Source organism: Aquirufa lenticrescens (assembly GCF_019916085.1).
Taxonomy (GTDB): Bacteria; Bacteroidota; Bacteroidia; order Cytophagales; family Spirosomataceae; genus Aquirufa; species Aquirufa lenticrescens.
In genome coordinates, this window is record NZ_CP049834.1 from 434,711 (window position 1) to 453,808 (window position 19,098).

Here is a 19,098-nt window from a genome sequence, read left to right on the forward strand (position 1 = left end):
AAAAAGGCCTTGTTTCCAAGGCCTTTCCATTAAGATGCTAAAGAAACTTTTAAATCGTTCAGCTTCCGCTTGATCGAATCATCAATCTGTTGGTCGCCTACTTTCAAAATGAATCCACCAATCAGGCTTTCATCAATTTGTTCGATCAATTCTACTTCTTTACCGGTGTAGTCTTTAACGATTTTCGCTACCGTAGCTTTTTGATCTGCTGTTAAAGTAGAAGCAGTGGTAACCGTTGCTTTTTGGATTCCTTTGTAATCTGTGTACATCGAGATGAATTCTTTTGCTACAGCAGGAAGAATCTTCTCACGGTTTTTGTTCGTGATAATCACGAAGATACCGTAGGTAACTGGATTGAATTTATCCTTAAATAGCTTCGCTAGGATCGCTAATTTCGTATAATGCTTAATGATTGGGCTCTTTAGCGCTAACACTAATTCGTGACTGGCTTCGCAAGTTTCTGCGAAATCAATCATGTCTTTAGCTACTGCCTCTACCGCGTTCTTTTCGATCGCGAAGTCTAGCAGGGATTTAGCGTAACGGTGAGCTACAATTAATTCTGACATGGTCTATGCGATTAAGATAATTTAACGTCAGCCATCCACTCAGTCACTAATTTTTCCTGAGCTGCTTTGTCTTTTAATTGGCTTTTTAACACTTTCTCCGCTAGGTCTAACGAAAGAGATGCCGCTTCCTTACGGATCGCTGCTACAGCACTTGCTTTCTCTTGTTCGAATGCTACGCGCGCTTTTTCGATTTCTTGGTTAGCTGCTGTTTGTGCATCTAATTTAGCTTGAGAGATCATCGCATCGGATGCTTCTTTCGCTTGTTTGATCAACGCATCACGTTCAGCACGTGCTGATGCGATTAATTGCTCATTACCTGCTTTCAACTCGGCCATTTCAGCGCGTGTTGTTTCAGATAATTTGATAGCCTCGTCGATTGATTGCTCGCGCTCAGCTAACGATTGAATGATCGGTTTCCAAGCAAATTTGGCTAAAAGGAAGAATAGAATTCCAAAGACAATTAGTTGCCAGAAGATAAGTCCAAAGTCTGGGGTGATTAACTCCATAGTATGTTCATTTTTTGTAAATCGTGTCAAAAAACGCAATTTGGCACCTAATGTAAACCAAATTGCGTTTTAAATGGGGTAGAATCGGTTCAAAGGCTAACCCTTTGGAGATTCTGATTGGTTTCTTATTTCAAAGTAACCAATAGACAAATTACAGCAGCGAATAACGCAACCGCCTCAACGAAGGCAGCAACGATTAACATCGCACCTTGAATTTTTCCAGACGCTTCTGGTTGGCGAGCGATAGCTTCCATAGCAGAACCACCGATACGACCGATACCCATTCCAGCTCCTAAAGCAGCTAAACCAGCACCAATACCTGCAAGACCAAGACCTACAGAAACTTCTAATAAAATCGATAAAATAGACATACGATTTGGGTTTATATAAAAAAATAATTTACAAATTAATGGTGATGCTCTTCTACCGCTGCTCCGATGTAGGTCGAAACTAACATCGTAAAGATGAAGGCTTGAATGAAGGCAACAATCAGCTCAATTACGTTCATGAAAAGCGAGAAAGGAACTACTGCTAGACCTAAAGCCGCATTTTCAAAAATGAAAATCAAGGATACTAAACTTAATAAAATGATGTGACCCGCTGTAATGTTCGCAAACAAACGAACCATTAAAGAGAAAGGCTTCATGAAAATACCTACGATCTCTACTGGCGTTAAAATAACTAACATCCACTTAGGAACACCTGGCATCGCGAAAATGTGCGTCCAATACGTAGAACGGCCATTGAAGTTCGTAACAAAGAAGGCAATGATCGCTAAAACCAAGGTTACAGCGATATTTCCAGTTAAGTTAGCTCCACCAGGAATCAAACCTAACATGTTATTAAACCAAATAAAGAAGAAGATCGTCAATAAATACGGCATGAAACGACGGTAGTGTTTCTCGCCAATGTTATTCTTCGCAATTTCATCGCGTACGAAAATGATGATCGGTTCGAACATCGACTGCAAGCCTTTAGGAGCTCTGTGAGGATTTTCTTTGTATTTACGACCGATACCGATGAAGATAGACAATAATAAAACCGCTGAAAGTAATAAAGACGCTACGTTCTTAGTGATAGAGAAGTCATATACTTTCTCGCCATTCTCTGCGTGAATCTTTCCGTGTTCTAAAACGAAACCGTTGTACGGAATTTCTTCGTGGTGTTCGTTTTTGAAATTAGATGACGAGAATACCTGAACACCTGCTGATTCCGTATAAACGATGCAAGGTAAAGGTAAAGTCGCGTGGAAATGGCCAATCGTGAAGAAATGCCAATCGTGCTCATCCGCAATGTGGTGTAGAATTAATTTACCTGGATCAAATTTTTCAGATGGAGCTTCGTGCGCAGACACAGGAGCAGCCGAGTGAGCCGCCGTATCTGCGTGAGCAGAATCGTGCGCTACAACCGGTTCGTTTGCGAACACATTTAGGCTAATAAAGCTTAAGAAAAGCCCTAGTAGTATATTCGAAAAGTACATTTTTTGTGTTGAAGTCTTGACCTGCATCTGAAACATTAATCTTGCTATTTTCTAAAAACGTCGCAAGTTACGAAGCAAACCAAAAATTTCAAAATTTGTACTACATAAATAGAGTACAAAAAAGTTGCTAACGAATAAGACCATATCTGGCGTGTGGATATAGGCGAAAAAACCGATGAAAATCACGCTTAAAATAAAGCGAATCGTCAAGGAAATCATTTGAAATGGAATGAATTTCTCTCCTTCGTTTTTTAAACCAAGTTGGGAGAGGTTGAAGGTTAAGTAGGTTTGGAACAACAGAAAGACAAAGATGAATTTCAAGTCCGGGTGTAAATAGGTTAGGAAAGATGTCTGTGCAAGAGCAAACAGAATACCTCCCAATAGACCATAAAAAATCACCATTTTTAACATGGGGCAAATATCGGTAGAAAGGAATTAATCGGCAAAGTTTTTGGAAAAAAGCGATTTCGGCTGTTAATTGCATCCTCAAATCAAAAAGCCTCGCTTGTTGATTTATAAAGAAGAAGGGAGAGACTAGGCTCAATGAACTTCTGGCAACCCGTCTGCAATTGTAGACCCCGGTGCTAATTCCTACCCCAGGCGGTGCCTGTTTAGGGAAATATAAACCATTTTGTGCATGCAAGCTGAGTTTCACCATTTTCATTCCGCGTCCCCATTTTCCCTTGAATTAGGGGGAGAAATACCTGCTTTGGATTTAGCTTACCAAACCTGGGGCAAACTCAACGCTAAAAAAGACAATGTGGTCTGGATTTGCCACGCCTTCACTGGAAGTCACGATGTGGCAGAATGGTGGCAAGGCCTCGTAGGCCCAGGCAAGCTGTTTAATCCAGAAAATAATTTAATCGTTTGCGTGAATATTTTGGGTTCTCATTACGGTTCCTCTGGTCCCTTAACGGTGGATCCGAGAACTGGAAAGCCTTATTTTCATTCGTTTCCGGACGTGACGATTCGCGATGTGGTTTCGAGTTTCGAAATCCTACGCAAAGAATTAAAGATCAATCGGATCAAAACCTGCATTGGGGGCTCCTTAGGTGGTCAACAGGCAGTAGAATGGGCGATTGTGAATCCTGGTTTGATTGAAAACTTGATTTTAGTGGCCACGAATGCGGTACATTCCCCTTGGGGCATCGCCTTTAATGAGTCCCAAAGAATGGCCATCGAAGTCGACCCCTCGTGGAAAGAATCACAGCCGAAAGCCGGTTTGGAAGGAATGAAGGCTGCTCGTGCGACCGCTTTGATCTCTTACCGGAATTACGAAACCTATCAGATTACTCAAGCTAGAAAGGAAAATTCCTATGGATCTTCTTTGCGCGCCGTTTCTTATCAACGCTACCAGGGCGAGAAATTAGCCCAACGCTTCAATGCCTATTCGTATTTTCAGTTATCGAAAATGATGGATTCGCAGGATGTGGGTAGAAATCGCGGTGGCGCCATTGCTGCATTAAAATTGATTCAATCAAAAACGCTGGTCATTGGTATTAAATCCGATGCCTTGTTCCCGATTGTGGAGCAAGAGTTTTTGGCCAAATACATTCCAGGTGCTTCTTTCCACGTCATCGACTCCCTGTATGGACACGATGGATTCTTAATTGAAAGTGGATTGATGACCAAAGCCGTTCGTTTATGGCAGAAATTACAACGCCTCGAAGTCAACCCGATGGCCGATTTCTTCCAAGCCTTAGAAGCAAAACTCGCATCCCATGAAATTTCACAATAAAGTTGTTTGGATAACGGGGGCTTCCTCTGGAATCGGTGAAGCCTTAGCTTATGCATTTGCAGCGGAAGGTGCACAATTAGTCTTGTCTGCGCGCAGAGAAGAGGAGTTGCAGCGAGTGGCCAAAGCCTGCGGCAATGCCTACGTGCTTCCTTTCGACATGCTCTCCTTGTCAGAACACGCGGATCGCGTGCAGGATGTCATTCAAACCTATGGTCGCATTGATTACTTGGTTTTGAATGCCGGCGTTTCTCAGCGTTCTTTTGTGAAAGACACGGAATTCTACGTCTATCGCCGTCTTTTTGAGGTGAATTTCTTTTCGATAGTCTCTTTGACGAAGGCCGTTTTGCCCGTTTATACTGCCCAAAAATCGGGCGTTTTCGTTCCGATTGCTTCGGTCGCTGGACGAATTTCTACTCCACGCAGAGCCGCTTATGGAGCTACGAAACACGCATTAATCGGATTCTTTGACTCGGTTCGCGCGGAAGTTTTCAACGATGGCATTCGCGTGACCACGATTTTACCGGGTTACATCAAGACGAATATTTCCCTTCACGCGATGAACGAAAAAGGGGAGGCTTATGGAAAGATGGATCCGAATCAGGCCAAAGGCTTAGATCCCAACGTTACCGCTCAGAAAATCTTGCAAGCCGTTTTAGCAGAGAAAAATGAATTCTTTGTAGGAGGTTTCCTTGAAGGATTTGGCCTATTCGTCAAACGTTTCTTTCCTTCAATTATGCCCTTTATGTTGCGGAAGATTAAGAATACGTAGGTTTGCTTTTGCTTTCGCTAAAGAAGAATACGAACAGAAGCAGAACCACCCCAGCAATCGCAGCTGGAACCATCCAAACCGCTTGCCAATCTTTCACCTCATTCACCGTATAGTAATCGAGCACAATGCCTGAAAGCTTTGACCCGATCCCCATTCCGATGCCATAGGTTGCAAAAGTGATGAGGCCTTGTGCGGAATTCTTGATTTTCTCGCCTGCTTTTTGGTCTGTATAAATCTGACCAGTCACAAAGAAGAAATCGTAGCAAACCCCGTGCAGAATAATCCCAATATACAAGATCCATTCGCTCGAAATCCCATCACCGTATCCGAAGCAAAGGAATCGAATTATCCAAGCCAATAAACCCACTACGAGCATTTTTTTAACCCCTAAGCGTGTAAAGGCGATTGGAATCAACAACATGAAAATCACTTCAGAAGCCTGACCTAAGGACATTTTGTTTTCCACATTGCTCATGTGCGAATCCGTTAACGATGGATTTGCCATCGCGTAATAGAATGACAAGGGAATGCAGATCAGAATGGAAGAAATAAAGAAAATTAAGAAAGAGCGGTCTTTGAAAAGCTTCAGTGCATCTAAACCCAAAATTTGTGCCACTGACGCGTTCTTATCGGCTTTAGGAGGCGTATTAGGTAAGGTAAACGAGTAGATTCCTAGAAGGAAGGAAGTGTACATCGCGATCTCAAAAATAGCCACCTTGTCTCCCAGCGCATAGAATCCGATAATGTTGGTCACCACAATCCAGGCGATGGTTCCGGTCACTCGGATGCTAGGGAATTCCTTTTCCGGATTGGACATTTGGTTCATCGCAATCGAGTTCGAAAGGGCTAAATTAGGGGCAAAGCAGAGTGTGTAGGCTAAAATATACCAAAAGAAGGCCTCGGGATCTCTTTCTAAACTCAAGAAGTAGAGGATTATACCGCCTAAAATATTCAAAAATCCCATGACTTTTTGGGCGGCAAAAAAGCGGTCAGAAATCAAGCCCACGAAGAAGGGGGCAAAGATGGAAGCAATTGCAAAAGTGGTATAAGCATTTCCCACTTGATCACCGGTAGCGTGTAAATTATCTAATAAGTATTTACTCATTTGACCATACCAGGCGCCCCATCCGAAGAACATCAGGAACATCATGGACATGAGTTGGAATTTTACGCTACTTTTCATCGTTTTTTAGGTTTAGAGAGACCAAAAATACAAATTTGTGTGATATTTAAAATTTTCTGAAAATATATTTTTCGGGTGTTTTGTCGGTTTTTGAATACCTCTTTTCGGTAATTTTTGACTTTTTTCTACTAAGTAGTCTGTTTTTGAATCGAGTTTTTGCAATTGTTGCAAAAATCTCATTTTATCACCCAAAAACACAACTTAGGGGTAAATTCTGTCGAATAGCTAAATATTTGACAATCAGTATTATTTGTCGTTTTTTTGAGCACTGAATTGTATTCAGACCCCATTATGTTAGGAATCTTATTAATATCAGCTCGGCCAACTGGCGAATTTCACGGATCGATGCCCTTGTTCTTGGGTGCGTTCACGGTGATCTCCTTGGTATTAATTGGATTTGGCATTGTCCTTTTCAAAAAGCGTAAAGAGTGGGTCCACAACTCAAAGATGACCTACGGTAAAATCGTTGAAATCTCGAAGCGCTATTCCCGCGATGACCACAGTGGTCGCTTCCCTATTTATTTCCCTATCGTTTCTTACCATGTGAATGGGTTGGAATTTAGACGCGAGGCGGACAAAGGTTTGGCCAAAACCTGCGAAATAGGGCAAGAAATCCCCGTTCGTTACCTTTCAGAAAATCCTTACGAGGCATCTTTAGCAGAAAACACTGTGCCTGGATTAAATCCATCGATCTTCTTTGCGATGGGCCTATTGATGCTTGCTAGCGCGATCATCTTATTGATCATGAAGTCCTAATTTCATTTTTCGAAGCCTTTTTGTAAATTAGTCCAAAATCTAGGACTATGGAAACCCCTATTAAAGAAAAAGAGCAGTTCAGGAATTACGAGCAAGGTGATATCACCGCTGCCGTAAAAGAACATTACCGCAAAATGCGCTCTCGCCAAACATACGATTATGTTCAGCGCATGAAGGCCAAATACCTCACGTTCGAACGTCCTATGGATCTATGGGAAATGATGGAGCGCCTAAACGTCCTCATCGATGTTTCCGATCCGGATTTAAATCTACCTAATATTATTCACCTTTTGCAATCCGCAGAAGGCATGCGCGCGGACAATCGCCCTGATTGGATGCAGTTAGTAGGCCTAATCCACGATTTAGGTAAAGCCATGTACCTGTTTGGATCTGATGAAGACGGGACCTCGCAAGCCGAGCAATGGGGATTAGTAGGCGATGTATTTGTCGTAGGTTGCAAATTACCAGACTCTTGTGTCTATCCAGAATTCAATGCCTTAAATCCTGATATGCAGGATCCTCGTTACAACACCGAATTAGGTATTTACCAAGCAGGCTGTGGTCTAGATAATGTCCACCTTGCCTGGGGACACGATGAATATTTATTCCAAGTACTACGTAATCACAAAGAAAATAGCATTCCAGAAGCTGGAATGGCCATGATTCGTTATCATTCATTCTATCCTTGGCACTCAGGCGGTAGCTATAAAGCTTTGTTAAGCGAAAAAGACGCTCAATACCTCGAGTGGATCCGCGACTTTAATCAATACGATTTATACACCAAATCCCCGGTGATTCCGGTGTATGAGGAATTGAAGGAATATTATAAGCCGATTGCGGAGAAGTATCTCGGTAAAGGGCCTATATTCTGGTAAATAAAAGACCCGAAGTCTCCTTGTTCCTGGCGAAAAGACTCGACTTCGGGTCTTTTATTTACCAAGAATTACGGCTCTTTCTAAAATTCAACTATGATCAAATTTGCCTATACCATTCTATATGTAGAGGACGTGGTGAAAACCATGGATTTTTACCAGCGCGCATTTGGGTTTTGTGAAAAAATGCTTGCACCCGATAATTCCTATGGCGAAGTTGAATCAGGTAAAACAATCTTATCTTTTGCACACAAATCCTTAGCCAAATCAAACCTCAAAAACGGATTTATTGAAAGCGATTTGTCAAAGCAACCGTTCGGAATCGAAATTGGATTTACAACGGATAATGTAGCAAGGACTCTTGCTGGTGCAGTCGCCGCAGGTGCACTGTTGTTAGAAGAGCCTAAAACGAAGCCTTGGGGGCAAGTGGTAGCTTATGTTAGGGATCTTGATGGCTTTTTGATAGAGATTTGTTCTGAAATGAATTAAAACAAAGTGCCCCTTGAAAATACGGCATTAAAACTAAAATACCCCTTGAAAATGGCGCGAGCACATATTTTCTACGGGGTATTTTAGTTTTAGTCTCTATCTGAAATAAGTTTCTTCCCTTTCAGAGATAAATTTCTTCTCCCTGCTACAAAACATGTGCTTGCGCCGTTTTAGGAATCGAGCTTTATAGATTATTTGTAGTATCGTGGCCAAAAATATTTATGTAATAACATTTTAGGCTACGATACTACAAATGATCACCATCCATCGTCTTTCTTAGCCTTCGGCGCTGGAGCAGTTTGTTTCTTTGCTGCCGGAGTCGTCTTCCCTGCACCCACTTTGGCACCCTGACCCGAAGCCAGATTCACATCCAAAGCAACACGGCTAAATACGCGGCAAACGATTTTCCACTCATCGTTGATTTTCATGAGACTTAAGAGGTCGATGTATTTGAAATCATCGAACTTAAATTCTACGGTCGCCACGGCTGAAGTTCCAGCATAAGAGTAGTTTAACAGAGCTCCCGTTGCCTTCGCCCCACCTACTGGCATACCGGCAATGAATTTACGCAAAGGCATATCTGCGATTTTTCCAGTCGACGTATTTAAATTTCTTAATAGGGCATTGCTAGCGAAGGCACGACCTAAACTCGCTGTGTCCCCTTTTGTGAAGCCTTCTGTGTAAGAGGTGATGGCAGATTTGATGCCCTCGTCTTCTGATTGTGCAAATGCGGTGCTGCCGATAAGGCAAAATAGCGCAATAAATACGTTTTTCATGGTTTGTTTAATTAATTGCCTCCTGAGGATTCGCTTTCTGCTGGGAGATTTTCTCCTTTCAAGAAATATTTAGCCTTCTCAGGGTACAAGATGGATTGAACGATATTGACTTTGGCCAACGAATGATTCGCCATATTACCCAAAATAATAATGGCCGAATTGTCTTTTTGATTGTGTAAATAATAGTTTTTGAATCCGTGCCACCAACCTGTGTGGTAGGTAAGCCATTCGCCATTCTCTAATTGTTTTAGTCGCCAGCCCAAGCCGTAGTTTGTAGTTAACACTTTAGGCTTCGTATGTTGTGGTGTAAATGCCTCAGCTAAAGAGCTAAGTTTAACGACTGTTTCTGAATTCAATGCCTGGTCCCAAAGAAACATATCCTCCACCGTAGAATAAATTCCTTTATCACCCGTCACTCCGTCTAAGTGGTCGAAACCTACAACGGCTAATCCAGATCGCTTGGGTTGGTAACCGGTTGCAGATGTTTTCAATAATTCTGGATGCTGCGGATCGTAGACGAATGATTCAGTCATTCCAGCGGGAGTGAAAATGTTTTCTTTAACATATTCTCTAAAACCTTTGCCGCTGATGCGCTCCACGATATAAGCTAATAAAATGTAATTGGTATTATTGTAATGAAACTGGCGATTCGGGTGGTAGTCGATGCCTGGTTTGATCTTGTTAAATAGTTCCACTACTTTGGCATTCGTCAAAGGGCTTTTCTTGTCGTAGTATTTATCTAAACAATAGGCATAATTAGGAAGGCCTGATTTATGCGTTAATAAACTGCGGATGGTGATGCTGGAGTCGTAGGGGAATCCAGGAATATGCTGTTCCACGCGATCGTCTAACTTTAATTTCCCTTGTTCCATTAATTGCAAAATAGAAACAGCGGTGAATTGCTTGGAAACGGAGGCAAGTTGAAAGGGGGTGCGGGTATTTAATTGAGCTTTAGTGAAGTTATTAGCAATGCCAAAGGCTCTTTTATAAATGATCTTCCCATATTGAGCTACCAGTACTGTTCCATTAAAGCCCGTTTTCTTTTGTAGGGTTTTAAAGAAAGTGTCTAATTTGATGGCTTTTTGGGCGGCTATTTTAGGGTCGAATAAACTCGCAATGCTATCATTTCGCTTTTCTACGGCACTGTTTTTGGTAAATAAATGGCCGGGAATGTTGTTGCAGGAGGCCATGCAAAATAAGGTTGCCAAAATACTGAGTGCTAAAGACCTCCGATTCATATGCGAAATTGCGAATTGTATTTGTTAATTTTAAAGCAATTTAATCAGAAAAGGCTTTAATTCAAACCCTATGCTGCAGCGGATTTTCGTTTTCTTTTTTCTTCTTCTAATCCGTATTTATCAAGGGTTGATTTCTCCCTTTTTACCCCCTGCTTGTCGCTACACGCCTACTTGTTCCGAATATGCAAAACAGGCACTTCAAAAACACGGGTTGATAGAAGGATTACGCCTTACCATTAAGCGTGTTAGCAGTTGTCATCCTTGGGGTGGGAGTGGACATGATCCGGTACCTTGATTGAATGGCAACAGTGTAGCACTGTTTTAATTGTACTATTCTAATTTTATCCTAAATTATTTTTGGCATTAGATTACCGAAAAAAAACTGATTTTTTTTTCAAAAAATTTTCTATTGAAAAAATACAATCGATTAGAAGCTGTTTTGGCGGTTTTGCATCTAATTTGATTTCAAAATAGGGTCTCTATTTAAAATTAGCTAACAATTAGATTATTTTCAGATTCTGTCCTACACTGTGCTAGTTTTCAAGAAAATCTGACTTTTGTACAATTTATGTCCCCATAGTCATCGATTCATTATCTAATTTCATTTTTTTATTCAATTTATTCTTACTTTTTTTGTGTCGGTTTTGAAATTAGTCATATTGTGTAAACGATTACATGGGCATTTCAATAGGCTTCGGCCAGCTAAAACTCATTCTTCTTTATATAAAGGAATAATAACAAGACCAACAAGAATCATTAATCATTTTTAACCCTTAATTTTTCACTTATGATTCATTCTTACAAAAGAGTGGGTCGCCTTGTGCGATCAGGTGTTAGTAACCTAGGCTTCAAGCAAGCTTTTAGTGTTGCTGTAGCACTAGTAATTTCCTTGGGTGCTTTCGCCCAAGATGTGGTTTCAGGGAAAGTAACTGACTCGAAAGACGGTTCAGCTATTCCTGGTGTTTCTGTTACAGTTAAAGGTACTACTAAAGGTGCTCAAACTGATATTAACGGTACTTACAAAGTTAATGCAGGAAGTGGTAGCACTTTGGTATTCTCTTTCGTAGGTTATACTAAAAAAGAAGTTAAGGCTACAGGTTCTGTAGTTAACGTTTCTTTAGCTGCTGACAATCAATCTTTAGAAGAAGTTGTGGTAGTAGGTTACGGTACTCAAAAGAGAAAAGAGATTTCTGGAACTGTTACAAGTTTAGGATCTCGTGATTTCAACGCGGGTGTTGTGACTAACCCATTAGCTGCTGCTCAAGGTAAAGTAGCTGGTTTAGTGATTACTCAGTCTTCTGGTGATCCTAACGCTCGTCCAACTGTACGTTTACGTGGTACAGGTTCATTGAACGCAGGTTCTGAGCCATTATACGTAATTGACGGTGTGATTGGTGCTCCTATCGAAAACGTTGCTCCAGAAGATATCTTATCTATGGACGTGTTACGTGATGCATCTTCTGCAGCTATCTACGGTTCTCGTGGTGCGAACGGTGTTATCTTGATCAACACAAAACGTGGTAAGTCAGGTGCTCCTACAGTTGATTATTCAGCTTACGTAGGTGCTGAGACGATCTCTCAACGTCCAGAATTATTAAATGCTGCTGAATTCCGCGCTGCTGCTGCGAAATACAAGCAATCATTTGACGATAATGGTGCTAACACAGATTGGTTAGACGTAATTACACGTACTGCGGTTTCTCAAAACCACAACGTAGGTGTTTCTGGCGGTTCTGAAAACTTATCATACCGTGCTTCAGTTGGTTATTTAGACCAAACTGGTACGTTGATCGGTTCAGGTAAAGATCGTTTAACAGGTCGTTTGAACTTAGATGCAAAAGCATTAGACGGTAAATTGATGATGAAATTCAACATGTCAGCAATGCAAACTAACGGTACATTCTCTGATAACCGTGCAGTAGGTTTTGCTATGAACATGCGTCCAACTGATCCAGTGTATGCTGCAAACGGAAACTACTTCCAATTACCAGGTACATTTGCGAACTTTAACCCATTAGCGGCTTTAGAGAAGAAATCTAACACTCAACGTTTACAAGATTTCTTATTCAACGCTTCTGCTGCTTATACTATCTTAGATGGTTTAGTATTTAACGTTTCAGGTACATTACGTACTCAAAACGCGAACAACTCTTATTTCGCTGCAACTACTCCAGGTAACTTATTGTCTACTGTAGGTGGTAACTCTGCTTCTCGTTCATTGAACTCAGTAACTGATAAGCAATTAGAAGCTACTTTGAACTGGACTAAGAAATTATCTGATGTTTCTACTTTAACTGTATTAGGTGGTTACACTTACCAAGATGTAGTTAATGATGGTTTCGGTGCTTCTAACAACAACTTCTTAACAGATGCGTTTGGTGCTGATAACATTGGTTCTGGTTTAGGTATTCGTACGAATCCTTCTTTATTGTATTCATACAAAAACGAATACAAATTGGTTTCTTTCTTAGCTCGTGCACAATACTCGTTAATGAACAAGTATTTCGCTACTGTTAACATGCGTCGTGATGGTTCGACTAAATTCGGTGATAACAACAAATGGGGTTTATTCCCATCAGTTTCAGTGGGTTGGTCATTATCTGAAGAAGCATTCTTAAAAGGAAATACAACAATCGACAACTTGAAGCTTCGTGTTTCTTGGGGTAGAACAGGTAACTCGGAAGGTATTCGTCCATTGTTATCTAAATCATTCTACGGTCCATCAGGTTCTTACTATGATGGTTCAGCTGATGACTTCTTGCCTGCATACGCTATCCAATCTAACCCTAACCCTAACTTGAAGTGGGAGGTTAACGAAAACTACGGTGCTGGTATTGACTTCTCTATCTTGAAAGGTAAATTAACTGGTTCATTAGACTGGTATACTCGCCAAACTAAAGATTTATTATACACAGTTAACGCTCCTCAAGAAAAAGGATATGTTTATCCAACTATCTTAGCGAACATTGGTTCGATGCAAAACCGTGGTATTGAAGTTTCGGCTACTTACCAATGGTTAGATACGCAAGATTGGTCTATTAGCTCTACATTCGCTGGTTCATTCAACCAAAACGAATTGATCTCATTGAAAAATGATGAGTTCGCAGCTGCTGACCAAGTATTCTTGTCTACTTCTTTAGGTAGCTACATCCGTGGTACTTCTGCAGTAAACTTCTCTGTATTACAAGCTGGTCAACCAGTAGGTGTATTCTACGGAGCTAAGATTGCTAAAATCGAAAACGGTAAATATGTATTCCAAGACCTTAACGGTGATGGTGTGGTAGACCCTAATGCTAAAGATCGTACTTACTTAGGAAATCCTAACCCTACTTTCGTAGGTGGTTTAACTACTAACGTACGTTACAAAGCATTCGATTTACAATTCCAATTCACAGGAAATGCTGGTGCTAAGATTGTTAACACGAACAACTTATTGTTAGGTCGTCAAGATGGTCGTTTAGCTGAATCTAACGCATTGAAATCTGCTGCAACTTCTATCATCAATGATGAGCGTACAATCCCTATGGACTACTACGTAGAATCAGGAGATCACATCCGTTTAAACAACGCGTCTTTAGGTTATACTTTACCAGTTAAAGGTGTATTCAAAAGAGCTCGTATTTATGTAGCTGGTAACAACTTATTGTTGTTCACTAATTACACTGGTGTTGATCCAGAAGTTAGCCAAAACCTAGCTATTGGTTCAGCTGCTCCGGGTATCGATGTTCGTGAGACATATTACAAAACTCGTGCATTTACTGCGGGTATTAACTTGTCTTTCTAAACATAATAGCCACACTATTAGTTATATAACTTAATTAATAAAATAATTAAAAAAATGAAAAAATATATCTATAAAGTACTTTCAGTAGGTGTTTTCGCTTCGTTAGCCCTATCGTCTTGTACAGATTTAACTGAGCCAGTTTACGATTCGATCCCAGCGGATCAATTCTTGAAAACTGATGCTCAAATTGCTGCGGCATTAGGACCTGCTTATGGTGGTCTTCGTGGTATCACTTGGGATTGGTTCAATCCAAGTGAGGCATCTTCGGATGAGTTGATCGTTCCTACACGTGGTGGTGACTGGTATGATGGTGGTGACTGGTTGGCGTATTCTCGTCACACTTGGACTCCACAACACGGTCCTATCAACGGAATGTGGGGATTCATTTTTGGTAACATCTCTCAGGTGAACCAATTGATCCCAGTGGTTGCTTCTAACCAAAAAGCAGTAGATGAGTTACGTGCAGTACGTGCTATCTACTACTTCATGGCAGTGGATGCATTCGGTAATGTGCCTATCGTAACAGATAACAAATCATCTGCAGCGACTAAGCCTCGTGCTGAAGTGTACAACTTTATCGTTTCTGAATTGACTTCTGCTATCCCTAACTTACCTACAGGTAAAGCTTACTCTCGTATGACGCAAGATGCTGCTAAAGCATTGTTAGCGAAAGTATACTTGAACGCAGGTGTGTATAAAGGCGCAACTGAGTGGCAAAAAGCATATGATACAGCTGATCAAGTAATCAAATCTTCGAACAACTGGTCATTATCTTCTTCTACTTTGTCTAACTTTATCGTTCAAAACCAAGGTTCAAACGAGAACATCTTTGCTATCCCTTACGATTCATTCAAAGCGGGTGGTATGAACTTCCAAATGAGAACGTTACACTATGCTAACCAACAAACGTATGGTTTAGGTAACTCTCCTTGGAATGGTTTCTGTACTTTAGCTGATTTCTACAACTCATTTGAGTCGAATGACTTACGTGGTGCTATGTGGATCAAAGGACAGCAATATGCTGCTTCTGGAGCTAAGTTAAAAGATGCAAAAGGTGCTGATTTAGCATTCGTTGCAGATTGGGAAAAAGATCAAATGACTGATGCTGATGCAGTTTACCAAGTAGCTGGTATCCGTTCTCAGAAATATGAGATCCAAAAGAACAACCCGAACGGTGATCAATCAAATGACTACGTATTCTTACGTTTAGCTGACGTTATCTTAATGCGTGCTGAAGCTGCTTTCCGTTTAGGAAATACTGCTCAAGCGTTAACTGATATCAACGCTATCCGTACGCGTTCAGGTGTTGCTCCTTTAACTGCGGTTACTGCTGACGATATCTTAGCTGAGCGTGGTCGTGAATTAGCTTGGGAAGGATGGAGACGTAATGACTTAATTCGTTTCGGTAAGTTCTCTGTTGAGCGTAAGTTCATGAAGGTTACTGACAAGACTCGTGAATTGTTCCCAATTCCACAACCTCGTCGTGATGCTAACCCATTATTGACTCAAAACCCAGGATATTAATAGCTAGGTTTTTAATAGAAAGGCAGGACCATTTGGTTCTGCCTTTTTGTTTTATAGGGGTTTTATATGCCCCTCGTATTTTGTATTTTTGTAGCGCAAAAATTCGATCATTAAGAATGAAAAATTATTCCTTATTCTTCCTTATTTCCCTTTGTCTTTTCTCTTGTTCTCAGAAAGAAGACACTCTTTTTGAAGAGTTACCTGCTGAACAAACTGGTATCGATTTTGTGAACCGGAGTTTAGAGAAAAAGGAGTTTAATATCTTCAATTACCGCAACTTTTATAATGGAGGTGGCGTGGCGATAGGCGACGTGAACAACGATGGTTTGTCGGATCTTTTTGTGACCTCTAATTTCGAAGACAATAAGTTGTATTTGAATAAAGGGGCGATGAAGTTCGAGGATATTACGGTGAAGTCAGGGATTGTGGGGAAGAAGTTTTGGTCTACAGGTGTCACCTTTGCTGATGTGAATGGGGATGGCTTGATGGACATTTATGTGTGTAATTCAGGTTCGCGTGATCAGCGTGGGAATCAATTGTACATTAATCAGGGGATCAAAGGTGGCGTTCCTACCTATAAGGATCAAGCGAAAGAGGCAGGTCTGGAAGATGGTGGATTTTCGACGCACGCGGCCTTCTTCGATTACGATCGGGATGGCGATTTAGATATGTATTTGTTGAATAACAGTTTTACCCCGATTGATAAATTAGGGTATACGAATTTGCGGGAGGAGCGAGATAAATTAGGGGGTGATAAGTTATTTAGAAATGATAGTAAGGATGGGAAGGAACTTCATTTTACCGATGTGTCGGAGACGGCGGGTATTTATGGAAGTTTGATTGGTTTTGGTTTAGGAATTACGATAGGTGATGTCAACAATGACAACTGGCCTGATATTTATATTTCGAATGACTTTTACGAGCGCGATTATTTGTATATCAACCAAAAGAACGGCACGTTTAAAGAAGATTTAGAGAATGAGATGCCGCATATTTCGTTGAGCTCGATGGGCGCGGATATGGCGGATTTAAACGACGATGGCTATATGGACATCTTCGTGACGGATATGTTGCCGGGGGATGATCGCCGTTTAAAGACGACGTCGGTTTTTGAGGGCTATAACTTAGTGGAGTTGAAGAAGAAACGTGGGTTTTGGCATCAATATATGCGCAATAACTTGCAGCTGAATAATGGCGATGGTTCTTTCTCAGAAGTGGGTCAATTAGCCGGTGTGCATGCGACGGATTGGAGCTGGGGCGCCTTGATCTTTGACATGGACAATGACGGGAAGAAGGATATTTTCGTGGCGAATGGTATTGCGAAAGACTTAACGGATCAAGATTTCGTCGATTTCCTAGGGGATCGCAACACGATGCAGCAAATGCTAGACGGGAAGAAATTCGACTACAAAGAGTTTACAGACAAAATTTCCTCTGTACCTATCCCGAATTACGCCTACAAAAATGAAGGAGATTTGAAGTTCTCGAACCAGGTGAAAGCGTGGGGATTAGAAGGTCCAGGATTCTCGAACGGTTCTGCCTATGGTGACTTAGACAATGATGGGGATTTGGACTTAGTCGTGAACAATGTCAATGCACCTTTGTCAGTGTACAAAAACAAGACAAACGAGAAGTTAAAGAATCATTATTTGACCGTACACCTAAAAGGAACGGATCGCAACTTGAATGGTATCGGTGCACGGGTAACGGTGTACCAGAAAGGTGGATTCAAAGTATTGCAACAAATGCCTAATCGTGGTTTCCAATCTTCGAGTGACCACCAAATGGTGTTCGGCTTAGGAGCGAATGGGGCGATTGATTCAGTACAGGTTTTATGGCCGAATGATAAGATCGAAACGATTAAAACGGTGAAAGCGGATCAGATCATTACTCTTAAGCAGGAGAATGCAAAAGAGATCTTCCATTTCTTCGAGGCAAAACAAACACCGATTTTTGCGGATGTGACGTCTGGTTTATTGGATTATCTACATGTGGAAAGTATGTTCAATGACTATGACCGCGATGTTTTATTAAAGCAAAAGTATTCTACGCAGGGTCCAGCTTTAGCGGTGGGCGATGTAAACGGAGATGGTTTGGAAGATATTTACCTAGGTGGTGCAGCAGGTCAAATCAAGCAATTATTTGTCCAAAAACCTGGAGGTCAGTTCGTCAATTCTCCACAAGCAGATTTTAGCCTAGATCAAACAACGGAAAATACGGATGCGATTTTCTTCGATGCGGATAAAGACGGAGACCAGGATTTATTTGTGGTCACTGGAAGTAATGAGTTCGCGGAGAATGCCCCGGAATTACATGATTTGTTGTATTTGAATGACGGTAAAGGAAATTTGAAGCGTGATGTTCGATTCCCGATGATTTATGAAAATGGGTCGAGCGTTTCGGCGGCGGATTACGATAAAGATGGTGACATCGATTTATTCGTAGGAACACGTATGGTCAATGCGAAATATGGCCAAAGCACACAAAGCAATCTGTTCATTAACGATGGAACGGGGGGATTCAAGAATCAGTCGAAACGCTATATGCCACAAGTGACGGAGCTAGGCATGGTGACGGATTCAGAATGGTCTGATGTGAATGGCGATGGCTATGTGGATCTTTTAGTAACACAAGATTGGGGTCCAGTGGTTGTGTTTAAGAATGAAAGAGGTAGAAAATTAACCAAGCAGGAGCCAGTGGCGGGATCGGAAGGACTCTGGTCGTGTATCAAGCCGGCGGATATTGATGGCGATGGTGATATGGATTTTGTGCTGGGGAACTTTGGCCTAAATTCTAAGATTAAAGCCTCAGCTGAGTCACCGGCCTACTTACATGTAGGGGATTTTGATAAGAATGGGGTTGTAGAACAAATCATCTCTTGTGTAACGGAGGATGGAAATACGTATCCAATGGTCTTGAAAGGGGAGATGCAACGTGCGCTTCCGATGATCAAGAAGAAATTTATTAAGTATAAGGATTATGCGAACAAAACGGTGGACGAATTGTTCAGTGATGAGCAACGTGAGGGGGGTACTGTGCGCCAAATCACGACAACGCAATCATCCTTTATGATCAACGATGGCAAAGGTAATTTCAGCTTGCAAGCACTTCCTTACCAGGCTCAATTCTCTCCTATTAGAGGCATTCAAGCCGCAGATTTCAATAAGGATGGCAAACTAGATATTTTATTAGCCGGTAATTTCTTTGATTCGCTTCCAGAGTGGGGGCGGTTCGATGCGAATTATGGACTTCTATTAGAAGGACAAGGTAAAGGTAAATTCGCGGTCAAATTATCGAAGCAAACTGGATTTAAAACCCTCGGTCAAGTACGTAATATGGCGCTCGTAAAAGGAGGAAAGTCGACGTATGTAGTATTGGCCAAAAATGATGACAAAGCCCAAGTATTTAAATTTTAAA

At 41.3% G+C, this 19,098-nt stretch carries 17 protein-coding genes and 1 riboswitch; of the genes, 9 read left to right on the forward strand and 8 right to left on the reverse strand.

Annotation, left to right across the window (positions count from 1 at the left end; translation table 11 throughout):
- Nucleotides 1-29: 29 nt before the first annotated feature.
- The 5 genes from atpH to G9X62_RS02040 all read right to left on the reverse strand — a co-directional run bounded on the left by atpH (nt 30) and on the right by G9X62_RS02040 (nt 2,954).
- Complete coding sequence (gene atpH, locus G9X62_RS02020) at nt 30-566, reverse strand: ATP synthase F1 subunit delta (protein ID WP_223131149.1); 537 nt, start codon at nt 564-566, stop codon at nt 30-32.
- Nucleotides 567-577: 11 nt separating this feature from the next.
- Nucleotides 578-1,072, reverse strand: coding sequence for a F0F1 ATP synthase subunit B (gene atpF / locus G9X62_RS02025; RefSeq protein ID WP_223131150.1), 495 nt, complete (start codon nt 1,070-1,072; stop codon nt 578-580).
- A 125-nt stretch (nt 1,073-1,197) separates the two neighbouring features.
- A complete protein-coding gene (gene atpE / locus G9X62_RS02030) occupies nt 1,198-1,443 on the reverse strand; it encodes an ATP synthase F0 subunit C (protein ID WP_130894949.1) in 246 nt (81 codons plus the stop codon).
- Between the two features lie 35 nt (nt 1,444-1,478).
- A complete protein-coding gene (gene atpB / locus G9X62_RS02035) occupies nt 1,479-2,552 on the reverse strand; it encodes a F0F1 ATP synthase subunit A (RefSeq protein WP_223131151.1) in 1,074 nt (357 codons plus the stop codon).
- Between the two features lie 51 nt (nt 2,553-2,603).
- Nucleotides 2,604-2,954, reverse strand: coding sequence for a hypothetical protein (locus tag G9X62_RS02040; RefSeq protein WP_223131152.1), 351 nt, complete (start codon nt 2,952-2,954; stop codon nt 2,604-2,606).
- A gap of 108 nt (nt 2,955-3,062) precedes the next feature.
- Nucleotides 3,063-3,180, forward strand: a riboswitch (SAM riboswitch).
- Nucleotides 3,181-3,189: 9 nt separating this feature from the next.
- Here G9X62_RS02040 and G9X62_RS02045 point away from each other — a divergent pair.
- A complete protein-coding gene (locus G9X62_RS02045; RefSeq protein WP_223131153.1) occupies nt 3,190-4,290 on the forward strand; it encodes a homoserine O-acetyltransferase family protein in 1,101 nt (366 codons plus the stop codon).
- Nucleotides 4,274-5,059 carry an SDR family oxidoreductase gene (locus G9X62_RS02050; RefSeq protein ID WP_223131154.1) on the forward strand — a complete coding sequence of 262 codons (786 nt, stop codon included), beginning with the start codon at nt 4,274-4,276 and terminating at the stop codon, nt 5,057-5,059. The genes G9X62_RS02045 and G9X62_RS02050 overlap by 17 nt, the downstream gene beginning before the upstream one ends.
- On the opposite strand, the gene G9X62_RS02055 is transcribed toward G9X62_RS02050, so the two are convergent.
- Complete coding sequence (locus G9X62_RS02055; RefSeq protein WP_223131155.1) at nt 5,046-6,242, reverse strand: nucleoside permease; 1,197 nt, start codon at nt 6,240-6,242, stop codon at nt 5,046-5,048. The genes G9X62_RS02050 and G9X62_RS02055 overlap by 14 nt on opposite strands.
- Nucleotides 6,243-6,533: 291 nt before the next feature.
- Here G9X62_RS02055 and G9X62_RS02060 point away from each other — a divergent pair, with 291 nt between their 5' ends.
- The 3 genes from G9X62_RS02060 to G9X62_RS02070 all read left to right on the forward strand — a co-directional run bounded on the left by G9X62_RS02060 (nt 6,534) and on the right by G9X62_RS02070 (nt 8,359).
- Nucleotides 6,534-6,998: a DUF3592 domain-containing protein gene (locus G9X62_RS02060; RefSeq protein ID WP_223131156.1), complete on the forward strand. Its 465-nt coding sequence runs from the start codon at nt 6,534-6,536 to the stop codon at nt 6,996-6,998.
- Nucleotides 6,999-7,045: 47 nt separating this feature from the next.
- A complete protein-coding gene (locus tag G9X62_RS02065) occupies nt 7,046-7,873 on the forward strand; it encodes an inositol oxygenase (RefSeq protein ID WP_223131157.1) in 828 nt (275 codons plus the stop codon).
- A 93-nt stretch (nt 7,874-7,966) separates the two neighbouring features.
- Nucleotides 7,967-8,359: a VOC family protein gene (locus G9X62_RS02070; protein ID WP_223131158.1), complete on the forward strand. Its 393-nt coding sequence runs from the start codon at nt 7,967-7,969 to the stop codon at nt 8,357-8,359.
- Between the two features lie 257 nt (nt 8,360-8,616).
- Here the strand turns inward: G9X62_RS02070 and G9X62_RS02075 are convergent, their stop codons facing one another.
- On the reverse strand, nt 8,617-9,135 hold the full coding sequence (locus G9X62_RS02075; protein WP_223131159.1) for a nuclear transport factor 2 family protein: 519 nt from the start codon (nt 9,133-9,135) through the stop codon (nt 8,617-8,619).
- 11 nt (nt 9,136-9,146) lie between these two features.
- Entirely contained in the window at nt 9,147-10,373 is a 1,227-nt protein-coding gene (locus G9X62_RS02080) for a serine hydrolase domain-containing protein (protein WP_223131160.1), read from the reverse strand.
- A gap of 70 nt (nt 10,374-10,443) precedes the next feature.
- Between G9X62_RS02080 and yidD the strand changes: the two genes are divergently transcribed.
- From yidD to G9X62_RS02100, 4 genes are all read left to right on the forward strand, one after another.
- Nucleotides 10,444-10,668 (forward strand): membrane protein insertion efficiency factor YidD, encoded by a 225-nt coding sequence (gene yidD / locus G9X62_RS02085; RefSeq protein WP_223131161.1) that lies wholly within the window; start codon nt 10,444-10,446, stop codon nt 10,666-10,668.
- A gap of 492 nt (nt 10,669-11,160) precedes the next feature.
- Complete coding sequence (locus G9X62_RS02090; protein ID WP_223131162.1) at nt 11,161-14,157, forward strand: SusC/RagA family TonB-linked outer membrane protein; 2,997 nt, start codon at nt 11,161-11,163, stop codon at nt 14,155-14,157.
- A 54-nt stretch (nt 14,158-14,211) separates the two neighbouring features.
- The gene (locus G9X62_RS02095; protein WP_223131163.1) at nt 14,212-15,681 is read left to right on the forward strand and encodes a RagB/SusD family nutrient uptake outer membrane protein; all 1,470 of its coding nucleotides are present in this window, start codon (nt 14,212-14,214) and stop codon (nt 15,679-15,681) included.
- 116 nt (nt 15,682-15,797) lie between these two features.
- Nucleotides 15,798-19,097: a VCBS repeat-containing protein gene (locus tag G9X62_RS02100; RefSeq protein ID WP_223131164.1), complete on the forward strand. Its 3,300-nt coding sequence runs from the start codon at nt 15,798-15,800 to the stop codon at nt 19,095-19,097.
- Nucleotide 19,098 lies beyond the last annotated feature (1 nt).